Consider the following 13,295-nt stretch of genomic DNA (forward strand, 5'->3'; position numbering starts at 1 on the left):
CCCGCCGCCCGCCCCCCACAACCGACCGAAAGCTGCTTCATGACTGCCAACGCCACCCGCGTCCTCGTCCTCAACTCCGGCTCCTCCTCGGTGAAGTACCAGCTCCTCGACATGAAGGACGGCTCCCGGCTCGCCGTGGGCCTGGTCGAACGCATCGGTGAGGAGACCTCGCGCCTGTCCCACACCCCGCTGGCCGCCGGCGGGGACAAGCGCGAGCGCGAGGCCCGGATAGCCGACCACGAGGAGGCGCTGAAGGCGGTCGCCGACGAGCTGTCCGCGGACGGGCTCGGCCTGGACTCGCCCGAGCTGGCGGCGATCGGGCACCGGGTGGTGCACGGCGGCCTGAAGTTCACCGAGCCGACCGTGATCGACGACGCGGTGCTCAAGGAGATCGAGCGGCTGGTGCCGGTCGCGCCGCTGCACAACCCGGCGAACATCACCGGCATCAGGACCGCGCAGGCGCTCCGCCCCGACCTGCCGCAGGTCGCGGTCTTCGACACCGCCTTCCACACCACGATGCCGGAGCACGCGGCGCGCTACGCCATCGACGTGGAGACGGCCGACGCGCACCGCATCCGCCGGTACGGCTTCCACGGCACCTCGCACGCGTACGTCTCGCGCAAGACCGCCGAGCTGCTCGGCAAGGCGCCCGAGGACGTCAACGTCATCGTGCTGCACCTGGGCAACGGCGCCTCCGCCTCGGCGGTGGCCGGCGGCCGCTGCGTGGACACCTCCATGGGGCTGACGCCGCTGGAGGGCCTGGTCATGGGGACCCGGTCCGGTGACATCGACCCGGCCGTGGTCTTCCACCTCAAGCGGGTGGCGGGGATGGACGCGGACGAGGTCGACGAGCTGCTCAACAAGAAGAGCGGCCTGGTCGGGCTCTGCGGCGACAACGACATGCGGGAGATCCGCCGCCGGATCGACGAGGGCGACCAGCGGGCCGCGCTCGCCTTCGACATCTACATCCACCGGCTGAAGAAGTACATCGGCGCCTACAGCGCGGTGCTGGGCCGGGTGGACGCGGTGGCGTTCACCGCGGGCGTCGGCGAGAACGCCGCCCCGGTGCGCGAGGCCGCGGTCAAGGGCCTGGAGGAGCTGGGACTGGCGGTGGACGCCGACCTGAACGCCGTACGGTCCGACGCGGCGCGGCTGATATCGCCGGAGTACGCCCGGGTCGCGGTCGCCGTCGTCCCCACCGACGAGGAGCTGGAGATCGCCGGCCAGACATACGCCCTGGTCAGCAACTGACCTCCGGCACACCCGGCCGGCCGCAGCCGGTACCCGCGCCGCGGCCGGCCGACAGCACGCATCCGGGCACCCGAGCCCAAATAATTCCGCTCCGAAACAAACGATAGGATTGAGCCATGCGCCGTTCCAAAATCGTCTGCACCCTGGGCCCCGCCGTCGACTCCTACGACCAGCTGAAGACGCTGATCGAGGCCGGCATGAACGTGGCCCGATTCAACATGAGCCACGGCACCCACGCGGAGCACGAGGAGCGCTACCACCGCGTCCGCAAGGCCGCCGAGGAGACCGGCCGCGCCATCGGCGTGCTGGCCGACCTCCAGGGCCCCAAGATCCGCCTGGAGACCTTCGCCGACGGCCCCGTGGAGCTGGTGCGCGGTGACGAGTTCGTCATCACCACCGAGGACGTGCCCGGCGACAAGACCATCTGCGGCACGACCTACAAGGGCCTGCCCGCCGACGTCTCCAAGGGCGACCCGGTCCTGATCAACGACGGCAACGTCGCGCTCCAGGTCGTCGAGATCGACGGCCCCCGGGTGCGCTGCATCGTCATCGAGGGCGGCGTCATCTCCGACCACAAGGGCATCAACCTGCCCGGCGCGGCGGTCAACGTCCCGGCGCTGTCCGAGAAGGACATCGAGGACCTGAAGTTCGCCCTGAACATGGGCTGCGACCTGGTCGCCCTGTCCTTCGTGCGGGACGCCAAGGACGTCAACGACGTGCACCGCGTCATGGACGAGGTCGGCCGGCGCGTCCCGGTGATCGCCAAGGTGGAGAAGCCGCAGGCGGTCAACAACATGGAGGAGGTCGTCGCGGCCTTCGACGGCGTCATGGTGGCCCGTGGCGACCTGGCCGTCGAGTACCCCCTCGAAAAGGTCCCGATGGTGCAGAAGCGCCTGGTGGAGATGTGCCGGCGGAACGCCAAGCCGGTGATCGTGGCGACCCAGATGATGGAGTCGATGATCACCAACTCGCGGCCGACCCGCGCCGAGGCGTCCGACGTCGCCAACGCGATCCTGGACGGCGCCGACGCGGTCATGCTCTCCGCCGAGTCCTCGGTCGGCCAGTACCCGATCGAGACCGTCAAGACGATGTCGAAGATCGTCGAGGCGGCCGAGGAGGAGCTGCTGGCCAAGGGCCTGCAGCCGCTGGTCCCGGGCAAGAAGCCCCGTACGCAGGGCGGTGCGGTGGCCCGCGCGGCCGCCGAGATGGCCGACTTCCTCAACGGCAAGGCGCTGGTGGCCTTCACCAAGTCCGGTGACACCGCCCGCCGCCTGTCCCGCTACCGCTCGGCGCAGCCGATCCTGGCCTTCACCACGGACGCCGCCACCCGCAACCAGCTCGCGCTGAGCTGGGGCGTGGAGACCTTCGTCGTGCCGCACGTGGAGCACACCGACGAGATGGTCGACCTGGTCGACGCCGAACTGCTGAAGCTCCAGCGCTACAACGACGGCGACACCATGATCATCACCGCCGGCTCGCCCCCCGGCGTCCCCGGCACCACCAACATGGTCCGCGTCCACCACCTGGGCGGCGACCGCGGCTGACCGCGGGTGACCTGAGTACGGCGATGGGCCGCATCCGGTTGGGGATGCGGCCCATCGCCGTACGCGGACGCCTCGCCCCTGGGGCAGCAGCGGACACACCTCCAGCCAGCCGTCCAGCTCCCCTACGCGCGGCAGGCCGTCGAGCAAGGGGCGCATCATCCTGGCAGGAGCGGCGAGCAACTTGATCAACCGCAGGTCGACGATCTGATCGCGCGGCAGTTCCCGCCACCGCGGCCCGTCCAGTTCCGGGGCCGCCTCGATGGTGCGCGTCGCGAACATCCGGGCAGCGGCGGCCAGTCGTGGACGTCTCCCTGCGCCGTCCGGGAACCAGCGCCGGACGCGGCCGTCCAGATCGAGGGTCGCCGGACCGGTGAAGTGACAGGTCATCAGAACTGCCCTCCCGCCGCGGCGAAGGCGTCTCCGCTGGTCTCCAGGCTCAGCCGACGTGCTCGGCGTCGGCCACTGCTTCGCCACAAAAGGCTCATGGCCCGCCTTGCGGAAGGCGGGCCATGAGCCGTACGGCTCAACGGCACGCGAGGGCGGGGCGGCGGCCGTCACCCCGTGATCGAATGGTGCAGCCCCGGAATCGTCAGGGTGCCGCCGAACTGGCCCGCCTGGGTGATCTTCACCTTGGTGAAGTACGCGAAGGGGACGTTGAGGGGCGGCGGGTGCTCCGGGTCGAAGACGATCGGGATCAGGCCGAAGAGGTTGCCCTGGAGGCGTTCGGTGTACATGGTGACCTTGCCACCGCGGATCGTGGAGGTGGAGCCCGCGGCCGCCTGGACGTGGTACTTCTTTCCGGCCGGGCCGTCCACGGTCTGGTGGAGGTCGCCGATGTCGATGCTGTCGGCGGTGAACTTCAGCGCCTGCTTGGTACGGCCGTTGGGCATCGTGAGGTTGACGACGCCCTCGTAGTCCAGACCGCGCAGGGTCAGGCCGCTGGACTCCAGGTACCAGGGCTGGTTCGGGACGGTGGCCGGGGGCCGCTCGGCCTTGCCGGCGGCCTTCTTCTCCTCGACGCAGGGGAAGGGTTTCTTGCCGTCCGCGTCGGGGGCGTTCGGGTCGGCGGTGCCGCTGGGGGACGGGGACGGTGAGGCCGAGGGTGAAGCGTCGTCCGCCCTGTCCTTCGCGTCGTCGAGCGCCTTGCCCGCCTTGTCCTTCGCGTCGTCGGCAGCCTTGCCCAGCTTGTCGGTGGAGTCCTTGAGCCGGTCGGTGGCCTTGCCGCCGGGCTTGCCGGACGTGCCGCCGGAGCCGGAGCCCTTGTCCGCGGGTGCCGAGGAGGACGGGGACGGTGACGGGGACGTGCTCGGGGTGCCGGACTTGCCGTCGCCGGGGTGGAAGACGTCGTGCAGCTTCTTGCCCACGCCCAGCGGGTCGTACCAGGGGTTCTGCTCCGAGGGAGACGGGGAGGCGGAGGGGGACGGAGGGGTGGACCTGCCCGCGGACGGGGACGGAGCCGGGGCGGGCCCCGGGGGCGTGCCCTTCTTGTCCGGGGACGGGGAGGAGGCGCCGGGGGCGGGGGCGGTGTCCGTACCGGAGTTCCCGGAGCCGGAGCCCCGGTCCTTGCCGGACCCGTCCTCGGCCGCCTTGTCCTCGGCCGCTTTCTCCTTCTCGGCCTTCTCCTTCTCCGCCTTCTCCTTGGCTGCCTTCTCCTTGGCTGCCTTGTCCTTCGCCGCCTTGGCCTCGGCGTCCTGCTCCGTCTTGTCGGGGGCGCTGACGCACGGGCCGTTCCTGAAGGGGCTCTCCGGCGGCTGCGGCTTGGCCATCGCCAGTTGCGGTGTCAGGCCCATGCCCATCAGGACCGCGGTGGGCATCGCGGCGAGGGCGATCGCCTTGCCGGCCGGTACGTGCAGCCGGGTCAGCAGCGGTTTGCGCGGGGCCGCGTGGCGCGGCCCGGTTCTCGCGGCCGGGGCGGCCGCCCGCGTCTCGTGCTCGTCACCCGGCACTGTGCCTCCCGTTCGTCCCGGTGACCGGGCTCGCTCCTGACAGGTCGTCCGGTACGCCGCCCACGGGCCGGGCCGGTTCGCCCCCCTCGGGTGCGACGGGCTTGCCCGGCGCCCAGGAGACCGCCAGCGCGCCGCCGACCAGGCCCAGCGCGAAGCCGACCACGAAGGCGCCGAAGTTGGAGACCACCAGGGAGACCAGGGACAGCAGGATCGCCGCGACGCCCGCGAAGACGCGGGAGGCGGGCTGGAACCACATGGTCAGACCGAGCACGACCAGGAGTACGCCGATGATCAGCGAGCCGGCGCCCGCGGTCGTCGCCATCCGGACGGTCAGGGAGCCGATCGTGAGGTTCGCGTAGGGGATGTACATGATCGGGAATCCGGCCAGCAGCGTCAGCACCCCGCCCCAGAACGGGCGCTGACCTCGCCAGTCCCGGAACGAAGTGCGCTTGCGGCCGGTGTTCTCGTTCAGCCGTGGTCGCGTGTCGGCGCTCATGTCGTACAGCTCCTCGGGACTGGCTAATCGGTGGTACGTGAGCTGGAGTGCGTGGCGCGGTGGCCACCGGCGTACGGGTGCAGGGGCGCGCGGACGGCGGACCGCTCCGCCGCGCACGCCCCCGCCCCCGTGGGCTCAGTGCGTCAGTAGCACTCGTTCTTGCCGCGCTTGACGCTCATGTTCAGGCCACTGAGCTGGAACGTGCCGGCCGTGGTGGCCCAGGCGCGCTGCTTGACGTCCTTGAACAGGACATGGTCGGCCTGCTGGGCGAAGGAGCCGGGGAGGTAGGCACCTCTGCCGCCCTCGCCGGGCCGGGCCGGGCCGGGCGTCTTGCCGTTGGCGCCGGTGTCGTCCACCGAGACGCCGATGTCCACGTTGGTGAACGTCGCGTTGGTCCGCAGGTCGTCGGCGTCGATGTAGAGCTTCTTCGCCAGGACCTTGTCCTTGCCGGCGCCCGCCTCCAGCCGCATCGTCACATCGCCGAAGACCGGCACCGGCACGACGACCGACTGGCACAGTTTGGTGATCTTCGCGGAGTTCAGCCCCACCACGGCGACCGGGTGCTGGCCGTCCTTGCCCTTGTCGAGGGCGCCGTACTGGACGAACCCGTCACCGTCGAGTTCCGCCGCGGTGACCTTGAACTGCTGACCGGAGACGCTGAACGACGCTGCCAGCGCACCCTGCGCGATGGCGACTCCGATGGCAGCCGTCGCCGCGACGCTCGGCACCATGACAACGGCGAACCGCTTCCATCTGGTCCCGCCACGAGCCAGGGACTCCATGACTTTCCTCCTTCTCGGACGTACATCTCCGGTTACGGTCCGGATCTCGGGGAGACGGCGGCCGTACCTGGGATGGGAGAAGTGCTACGTCCTCGGGAAGGAGAGCGCCCGTACCGAAATGGCGTACAGGCGTACGGCGTTCCGATGCACCGGCGATCACCCCCGAGCGACAACCACTGGCCACGCTCGCGCGCGGCGCTTGTCGGACAGGCCCTGCCGGGTGGGCAGGAACCCCCCTGTCCGGGACCGGTGGCGGTGCCGCCGGCCACTCGGTGGGGACCCATGGACCCCGCGGCGCCGACCGGTTGCCGGGCGACGGGAATGGACCGAGCCCGGCCGATCGTGGTGCATCGGCGGCCGTCGCACAAGGGGTTCATTACTTGCGAGTAACGGAGAGATGAGCACGGCGCGACGGCGCGAAATCGGCCGGGCACCCAGGGTTGTCGCTGACGGTGAGGAAACAACGGGAAATCAGGGAGGAACGCTGACGAACCCCCTCACCCCTCTTACTCCAAGTAACAGCGGCCACGATTACCAAGATTTGGCAAAACGTGGCCGCTGCCGAGTGATGGGGTCCGCGCGCCTCAGGAGGCGCGGGTGACCGGACGCCAGGGAAACAGAGGGGGATCAGAGGGAGATCAGAACAGCACCCGCGCCAGGGCCGTTCGGGCCGAAATCACCCGCGGGTCGTCGGTGCCGATGACCTCGAAGAGCTCCAGCAGCCGTACCCGCGCGCTCTCGCGGTCGTCGCCCGCCGTGCGCCGGACGGTGTCCACCAGCCGCCCGAAGGCGTCCTCCACATGACCGCCGACCAGGTCCAGGTCGGCCGCCTTGATCTGCGCCTGCACGTCGGCGGGGTGGTCCGCCGCCGTCTTGCGCACCTCCTGCGGGTCCAGGTCCCGCACCCGGCGCAGCAGTTCGGCCTGCGCCAGGCCGAGCTTGGCCTCCGGGTTCGCCGGGTCGTCGGAGAGCACGTTCTTGTACGCCTGGACGGCGCCGTCGAGGTCACCGGCGTCCAGCGCCTGGTTCGCGGCCTCCAGCAGCGCGTCGTACGGGCCGACCGGCTCGGGGACGTCCTCCTGCGGCGCGGCGTCCGCCGGGTCGACGGGCGCGCCGACGATGCCGAACTGCTGCTCGGCGGCCTGGACGAGCTGGTCCAGCACCTGGCGGATCTGCGCCTCCGGGGCCGCGCCCTGGAACAGCGGGATCGGCTGGCCCGCGACGACCGCGAAGACCGCCGGGATGCCCTGCACGCCGAACTGCTGGAACAGCGCCTGGTTGGCGTCGACATCGATCTTGGCCAGGACGAACTTGCCGGCGTACTCCCCCGCCAGCCGTTCCAGCAGCGGGCCGAGCTGCTTGCACGGCTCGCACCACTCGGCCCAGAAGTCGATGACGACCGGCACCTCGGTGGAGCGCTGGAGGATGTCCTGCTGGAATCCCGCCTCGTCGACATCGAACACCAGGCGGGCACCCCCGCCGGCGGGCCGGCCCGTGCGGGCCGCCTCGGCGCGCGCCTGCTCCGCCTTCTGCTTCGCTTCCCCGGCCGCCTTCACCGCGGCGAGGTCGACGACTCCACTCATGGACATGTTGCGTGGCTGCATGGGCCTATCCTCCCCCCTTCCGCGGACCGTTGCGAAAAGCGGTGCCGAAAATTCACGGTGCGCGAAAAAGCACGCGGCGCCGGGTCCGTCCGTGCGGCCCGCCGGTGTGCCGGCGCAGGACGGAGGTGCCGCGCGCACCGGCCCGGGGCCGGTGCGGTACTGCGGTGGCCCCGGGTCCCCACCCGCGGCCTGTGGTTGTCGCGTCCGGCGCGGGCCGTGCCGGCCACACCCTTTCGCTACGACCCGTAGCGTAACTGTCCGGCGCCCCGGCCCGGCAACCCCTCCCGCGAACCGTACGGGTGATCTGCCTCACGAGGGCGGGCCCACCCGTGGCTACTGGCCGGTATGGTCGCCCCCATGCACCGCTGCCCCCTCACCGGCACCAGCTCCGCCGCGGGCCGTGCGGGCTCCCGGAGCCGTACGGGCCGGCCGCGCAGCGCCGAGGCGGACCGCGCGATCCTCGACGCCACCCGCGCCGCGCTGGTCGAGCTGGGCTGGGGCAAGCTCACGATGAGCGACGTGGCCGCCCGCGCCGGAGTCGCCAAGACCACCCTCTACCGCCGCTGGGCCAACAAGAACGAGCTGGTCCTGGACGCCGTGGCGGTCCTCTTCGACGAACTCGAACTCCCCGACCGGGGCTGTCTCCAGGCCGACATCGAGGGCGTCGTCCTGCAGTTCGCCTCGCTGCTGGCCCGTCCGGAGACCAAGACCGCGCTGATGGCCGTGGTCGCCGAGTCCACCACCGACGAGGCGCTGCGGGTCCGTATCCGCTCCGCCGTGGTCGAGCGGCAGAAGCGGCTGGTGGTCCTCGGGCGGGAGCGGGCCCAGGCGCGCGGGGAACTGCCGCCGGACCCGGCCGGCGAGGAGGGCGCGGCGGCCGCCGGACGGGCGGTGGGGCTGATCTTCGACGTGATCGCGGGCGCCGTCGTGCACCGGGCGCTGGTCAGCGCGGAACCGGTGGACGAACTGTGGGCGCAGCAGTTCAGCGCGCTGCTGCTGACCGGCCTGGCCGGACTCGCGGAAGCGGGCCCGGCCGGGGCGTGAGTCTCCCGGCGGGCCCGCTCCTGCGGCGGCTCGGTCCTGGGCCGGTCCGTCCCTCAGACCTGGTACCGGACGATCCGTCCCTCAGACCTGGTACCGGTCCGCCGCGAACAGGTGCACATGCTCCGCGACCCACTCCGACGTCCGCTTCAGGCCGTCCTCCAGGGACACCTCCGGCGTCCACCCGGCCCACTCGCGCGCCCGCGAATTGTCCGAAAGCAGTCGCTGGACCTCGCTCCCGGCGGGCCGCAGCCGGGTGCCCTCCACCACCACCTCGGCATCCCGTCCGGACGCGGCGATCAGGGACCGCGCCAGGTCGCCGATGGAGATCTCCTGTCCCGTACCGAGGTTGACGACCTCGCCCAGCGCCCGGTCGCAGTCGGCCATCGCCAGGAAGCCGGCCGCGGTGTCGGTGACGTAGGTGAAGTCGCGGGTCGGGGTGAGCGAGCCCAGCCGGATCTCCCGGGAGCCGGAGTGCAACTGCGCCAGGATGGTGGGGATGACGGCGCGCGCGGACTGGCGCGGGCCGTAGGTGTTGAACGGGCGGACGACCGTGACCGGCAGCTCGAAGGCGTGCCAGTGGGAGAGCGCCATCATGTCCGCGCCGATCTTCGAGGCGGAGTACGGGGACTGCGGCTGCAGCGGGTGGTCCTCACTGATCGGCGCGGTCAGCGCGGTGCCGTACACCTCGCTGGTGGAGGTGTGCACCAGGCGGCGTACGGAGTGCCGGCGGCACGCCTCGGCGATGTTCTCGGTGCCCACGACGTTGGTCTGCACGTAGGCGCCGGGCGAGTCGTAGCTGTACGGAATGCCGATGAGGGCGGCGAGGTGGAAGACCGTGTCGCAGCCGGCGACGGCGTCCGCCACCCGGCCGGCGTCCCGCACATCGCCCGCGATCATCTCGACCGGGCTGTCCGGGCCCAGGTAGCGGGCGAGGTGCCCCTTCTCGGCGTACGGCTTGTAGTGCACGAAGGCGCGCACCTTCGCGCCGTACCCGACGAGCTGGTCCACCAGCGTCGAGCCGATGAAGCCCTCGGCGCCGGTGACCAGGACGGTGCGGCCCTTCCAGCGGGCTTCCATGGTGGCGTGGCCGGTGGTGGCGTCGCCGGTGGTGGGGCGGTCGGTGGTGCTCATGCGGTCTCCCTCAGGTACGTGGTGGTGGGGTGGGCTGCGGGGTGGCCGGCCAGCTTCAGGACCTTGGCGGCCAGCAGGTCGGCGGCGCGCGCGTGGGTGCCCGGGTCGGCGGCCTGGCCCATGGCCGCCAGCCGGGCGGGATCGTCGAGCAGCGGGGTGACGAGCGCGTCCAGGCGTTCCGCGGTGGTCTCGGCGTCCGGCAGCAGGACGGCGGCGCCCGCGTCGGACAGCACCCGTGCGTTGTGCGTCTGGTGGTCGCCGGGCGCGTGCGGGTACGGGACCAGGACCGCCGGCATCCCGATCGTCGCCAGCTCGGCGACGGTCGCCGAACCGGCCCGGCACACCACGAGGTCGGCGGCGGCGTAGGCCAGGTCCATCCGGTCCAGGTACGGGACGGCCTCGGCGACCGCCGCGCCGCCCGTCGCCACCAGCCGCTCCCGGGTCTCCTCCAGGGCGGCGGGCCCGGTCTTGACCAGCAGCCGCAGGTCCGTACGGGTCCGGTACCGGGCCGCGAGGCCGACCGCGGCCTCGGTGAGCCGGGCCGCGCCCAGGCTGCCGCCGTTGACGAGCAGCAGCCGGGTGCCGTCCGGCACGCCCAGCTCGCGGCGCGCCCGCTCCCGCAGCGCGGTACGGTCCAGGTTCGCCAGCGGCCCGACCAGCGGCATCCCGACCGTCTCGGCGCGCTCGCCGCCCGCCAGGTGCGCGCGGCTGCGGTCGAAGGCGAGCGCGATGTGCGGGGTGAGCCGGGCGGCGAACTTGTTGGCCCGGCCGGGCACCGCGTTGGACTCGTGGACCAGGCTGGGCAGCCCGGCCAGCCGCGCCCCGACGATGACCGGCGCGCTCGGGTAGCCGCCCATGCCGACCGCGACCTGGGCTTCCTGGGCGCGCAGGATCGAGCGGCACTGGGCGCCCGATTTCAGCAGCGCGGCGGGCAGCAGATAGCGCTTGGCGCCGAGCGACGGGTCGAAGGGAATCATGTCCACGGTGTGCAGGCGGTATCCGGCCTGCGGGATGAGCCGCGTCTCCAGCCCGCGCTCCGTACCGACGAAGGAGACCACCGCGTCGGGCACGGCCCGGCGCAGGGCGTCCGCGAGGGCGAGCCCGGGGTAGATGTGACCGCCGGTACCGCCCGCACCGATGACGACTGAGAGTGGTGTGCGCATGGCCGCCACGCTCGTCAAGCGCCCTAAGAAGGTTCTAAGACGGAGGTTTGGCAGCCTGTGTGCATGCCGTCCTCGCCTGCACCGCACCCCGCGCCCCGGAGCGCCGCCCAGCAGCCCGCCGCCGCGTCCCCGCCGAAGATCCTCGTCGTCGACGACGAACCGGAGGTGCGGGCCGCCGTCGAGGACGGCCTCACCGTGGAGGGGTACGCGGTGCGCGGCGCCGCCGACGGGCTGGCCGCGCTCTCCGAGGTGGCCTCCTGGCAGCCGGACGCGATCGTGCTGGACGTGATGATGCCGGTCCTGGACGGCCTGGCGGTCTGCCGGCGGCTGCGCGCGCTGGACGACCGTACGCCGATCCTCGTGCTGACCGCGCTGGACTCGGTCAGCGAGCGGGTGGACGGGCTGGACGCGGGCGCCGACGACTATCTCGTCAAACCGTTCGCGCTGGACGAGCTGGTCGCGCGGGTGCGGGCGCTGTTGCGCCGCGCGTCGGCCGGCGCCGCCGACGACACCTCGCTGGCCTTCGCCGACCTGGTCGTCGATCCGGTGACCCGCACCGGCCACCGGGGCGGCCGGCCGCTGGAGTTCAGCCGTACGGAGTGGGCCCTGCTGGAACTGCTCCTGCTGCACCCCGGGCAGGTGATGCCGCGCGAGGTGATCCTGGAGCGGGTCTGGGGCCGCGACTTCGGGCCGGACTCCAACTCCCTCGCCGTGTACGTCGGTTACCTGCGCCGCAAGCTGGAGGCGGGCGGCGAGTCCCGGCTGGTGCACACCGTGCACGGCGTGGGCTACCGGATGGACGAGCCGGACCAGCCGGGCCGGGGCGGCAGAGCGGGACGGGCGTGAGCGGGCGGCGCGGCCTGGGCGCGCGCTGGCGGCGGCGCCGGCCGCTGCGGACCCGGCTGGCGATCGCCGCGTCCGCCGCCGTGGCGCTGGTGGCGGTCGGCATCTGCACGGCGGCGTTCTTCATCATCCGCTACCAGATGACCCGGCAGCTCGAACTGAACCTGGCCCAGACGGCGGCCCAGTACAGCGAGAAGTTCCGCTCGTGGGGCCCGACCGCGGGCGACACGAGCTGCCGTTTCCAGGCCGTGCCCTGCGTCCAGTCGGTCCCCGCCGACGAGTCCAGGGACCCGCGCGCCCCCTACGCGCTGCCGGTCGGCGACGCCACCCGCGCGGTCGCCGCCGGACGGCACGCGCCGTACTACGACGAGCTGACCGTGGCCGGATACCCGGTGCGGAGGTACACCGTGCGGCTGCGCGGCAAGGACGAGGCGCTCCAGGTGGCGCTGCGCACGGACACCGTGCAGCGCGGCGTCCAGAAGGCCGCGGTGGCGCTGGCGGGAGTCGGCGGCGCCGGTGTCCTGCTGGCCGCCGGGCTCGGCTACTGGGTGTCGCGCACCGGCCTGGCCCCGGTCGCCCGGCTCACCGCCACCGCGGAACGCATCGCCGCCACCCGCGACGCCCGGCACCGCATCGAACTGCCCGCCGGTCCGCCCGGCCGCGAGGACGAGGTCACCCGCCTCGCCGCCAGCTTCAACACCATGCTCGGCGAACTGGAACAGTCGGTCGCCGCGCAGCGCCGGCTGGTCGCGGACGCCTCCCACGAGTTGCGCACTCCGCTGACCGCGCTGCGCACCAACGCCGAACTGCTCGCCCGTGCCGACCGGCTGACCGACGCCCAGCGCGACCGCGCGTCCGGCGCCCTGGGTCGCCAACTGCGCGAGGTCACCACCCTCGTCAACGACCTGATCGAACTGGCCCGGGACGAGGAGCCGCAGCCGCTGGTGGAACAGGTGCGGCCGGCGGCGCTGCTGGAGCACGCGGTGGAGGCGGCGCGCGGTCACTGGCCGGAGATCACGTTCACCGTACGGGCCGACCGGGCGGCGCACGGCGTGACCGTCCCGGGTGTACCGGCGCGGCTGTCCCGGCTGCTCTCCAACCTGCTGGACAACGCGGCGAAGTTCTCGCCGCCCGGCGGCCCGGTCGAGACGGAACTGGCCGCCACCGCCGACGGCCTGGAGCTGACCGTCCGCGACCACGGCCCCGGCATCACGGCCGAGGACCTGCCGCACGTCTTCGACCGCTTCTACCGCGCCGAGACCGCCCGCGCGCTGCCCGGCTCCGGCCTCGGCCTGGCCATGGCCCGCCAGATCGCCCGCGCCCACCAGGCCGGACTGACGGCCGCGCAGGCACCGGGCGGCGGAGCGCTCTTCCGCCTCCGCTTCCCGGCGGGGTAGGACAGGACCGTACGGATTCCTGAACAGGGACGGCGTACTACCCTGGGCCGGAATCACGGCCGGGTACGGCCGATCGGGCGGACCGGGAGGGGCG

Annotated in this window: 11 protein-coding genes; 5 read left to right on the plus strand and 6 right to left on the minus strand. The window is 72.5% G+C overall.

Going from position 1 to position 13,295, the window contains the following annotated elements; all coding sequences use genetic code 11:
• Positions 1-39 precede the first annotated feature (39 nt).
• Both AB0A97_RS08385 and pyk read left to right on the plus strand, forming a co-directional pair.
• The gene (locus tag AB0A97_RS08385) at positions 40-1,251 is read left to right on the plus strand and encodes an acetate kinase (RefSeq protein ID WP_361146308.1); all 1,212 of its coding nucleotides are present in this window, start codon (positions 40-42) and stop codon (positions 1,249-1,251) included.
• Between the two features lie 116 nt (positions 1,252-1,367).
• Positions 1,368-2,795 carry a pyruvate kinase gene (pyk, locus tag AB0A97_RS08390; protein WP_361146311.1) on the plus strand — a complete coding sequence of 476 codons (1,428 nt, stop codon included), beginning with the start codon at positions 1,368-1,370 and terminating at the stop codon, positions 2,793-2,795.
• Between the two features lie 554 nt (positions 2,796-3,349).
• Here the strand turns inward: pyk and AB0A97_RS08395 are convergent.
• From AB0A97_RS08395 to AB0A97_RS08410, 4 genes are all read right to left on the minus strand, one after another.
• Complete coding sequence (locus AB0A97_RS08395; RefSeq protein WP_361146314.1) at positions 3,350-4,741, minus strand: hypothetical protein; 1,392 nt, start codon at positions 4,739-4,741, stop codon at positions 3,350-3,352.
• Positions 4,731-5,237 (minus strand): DUF6114 domain-containing protein, encoded by a 507-nt coding sequence (locus AB0A97_RS08400; RefSeq protein ID WP_361146317.1) that lies wholly within the window; start codon positions 5,235-5,237, stop codon positions 4,731-4,733. The genes AB0A97_RS08395 and AB0A97_RS08400 overlap by 11 nt, the downstream gene beginning before the upstream one ends.
• Positions 5,238-5,380: 143 nt before the next feature.
• On the minus strand, positions 5,381-6,019 hold the full coding sequence (locus AB0A97_RS08405) for a DUF6230 family protein (RefSeq protein WP_361146320.1): 639 nt from the start codon (positions 6,017-6,019) through the stop codon (positions 5,381-5,383).
• Between the two features lie 638 nt (positions 6,020-6,657).
• Positions 6,658-7,623 (minus strand): tetratricopeptide repeat protein, encoded by a 966-nt coding sequence (locus AB0A97_RS08410; protein ID WP_361146323.1) that lies wholly within the window; start codon positions 7,621-7,623, stop codon positions 6,658-6,660.
• Between the two features lie 357 nt (positions 7,624-7,980).
• Between AB0A97_RS08410 and AB0A97_RS08415 the strand changes: the two genes are divergently transcribed.
• A complete protein-coding gene (locus tag AB0A97_RS08415; RefSeq protein ID WP_361146326.1) occupies positions 7,981-8,667 on the plus strand; it encodes a TetR/AcrR family transcriptional regulator in 687 nt (228 codons plus the stop codon).
• A gap of 81 nt (positions 8,668-8,748) precedes the next feature.
• Here AB0A97_RS08415 and AB0A97_RS08420 read toward each other — a convergent pair whose 3' ends face one another.
• Both AB0A97_RS08420 and AB0A97_RS08425 read right to left on the minus strand, forming a co-directional pair.
• The gene (locus AB0A97_RS08420; protein ID WP_361147345.1) at positions 8,749-9,744 is read right to left on the minus strand and encodes a GDP-mannose 4,6-dehydratase; all 996 of its coding nucleotides are present in this window, start codon (positions 9,742-9,744) and stop codon (positions 8,749-8,751) included.
• 50 nt (positions 9,745-9,794) lie between these two features.
• A complete protein-coding gene (locus AB0A97_RS08425; protein WP_361146329.1) occupies positions 9,795-10,961 on the minus strand; it encodes a UDP-N-acetylglucosamine--N-acetylmuramyl-(pentapeptide) pyrophosphoryl-undecaprenol N-acetylglucosamine transferase in 1,167 nt (388 codons plus the stop codon).
• A 63-nt stretch (positions 10,962-11,024) separates the two neighbouring features.
• Between AB0A97_RS08425 and AB0A97_RS08430 the strand changes: the two genes are divergently transcribed.
• Positions 11,025-11,807 carry a response regulator transcription factor gene (locus AB0A97_RS08430; RefSeq protein ID WP_361146332.1) on the plus strand — a complete coding sequence of 261 codons (783 nt, stop codon included), beginning with the start codon at positions 11,025-11,027 and terminating at the stop codon, positions 11,805-11,807.
• The gene (locus tag AB0A97_RS08435) at positions 11,804-13,201 is read left to right on the plus strand and encodes a HAMP domain-containing sensor histidine kinase (protein WP_361146335.1); all 1,398 of its coding nucleotides are present in this window, start codon (positions 11,804-11,806) and stop codon (positions 13,199-13,201) included. The genes AB0A97_RS08430 and AB0A97_RS08435 overlap by 4 nt, the downstream gene beginning before the upstream one ends.
• Positions 13,202-13,295 lie beyond the last annotated feature (94 nt).

It is taken from the genome of Streptomyces sp. NPDC045470 (assembly GCF_040646595.1).
GTDB lineage: Bacteria > Actinomycetota > Actinomycetes > Streptomycetales > Streptomycetaceae > Streptomyces.

Coding starts and splice junctions, on each gene's coding strand:
- AB0A97_RS08385 (WP_361146308.1), top strand. CDS start 40: ATGACTGCCAACGCCACCCGCGTCCTCGTCCTCAACTCCGGCTCCTCC.
- pyk (WP_361146311.1), top strand. CDS start 1,368: ATGCGCCGTTCCAAAATCGTCTGCACCCTGGGCCCCGCCGTCGACTCC.
- AB0A97_RS08400 (WP_361146317.1), bottom strand. CDS start 5,237: ATGAGCGCCGACACGCGACCACGGCTGAACGAGAACACCGGCCGCAAG.
- AB0A97_RS08405 (WP_361146320.1), bottom strand. CDS start 6,019: ATGGAGTCCCTGGCTCGTGGCGGGACCAGATGGAAGCGGTTCGCCGTT.
- AB0A97_RS08410 (WP_361146323.1), bottom strand. CDS start 7,623: ATGCAGCCACGCAACATGTCCATGAGTGGAGTCGTCGACCTCGCCGCG.
- AB0A97_RS08415 (WP_361146326.1), top strand. CDS start 7,981: ATGCACCGCTGCCCCCTCACCGGCACCAGCTCCGCCGCGGGCCGTGCG.
- AB0A97_RS08420 (WP_361147345.1), bottom strand. CDS start 9,744: ATGGAAGCCCGCTGGAAGGGCCGCACCGTCCTGGTCACCGGCGCCGAG.
- AB0A97_RS08425 (WP_361146329.1), bottom strand. CDS start 10,961: ATGCGCACACCACTCTCAGTCGTCATCGGTGCGGGCGGTACCGGCGGT.
- AB0A97_RS08430 (WP_361146332.1), top strand. CDS start 11,025: ATGCCGTCCTCGCCTGCACCGCACCCCGCGCCCCGGAGCGCCGCCCAG.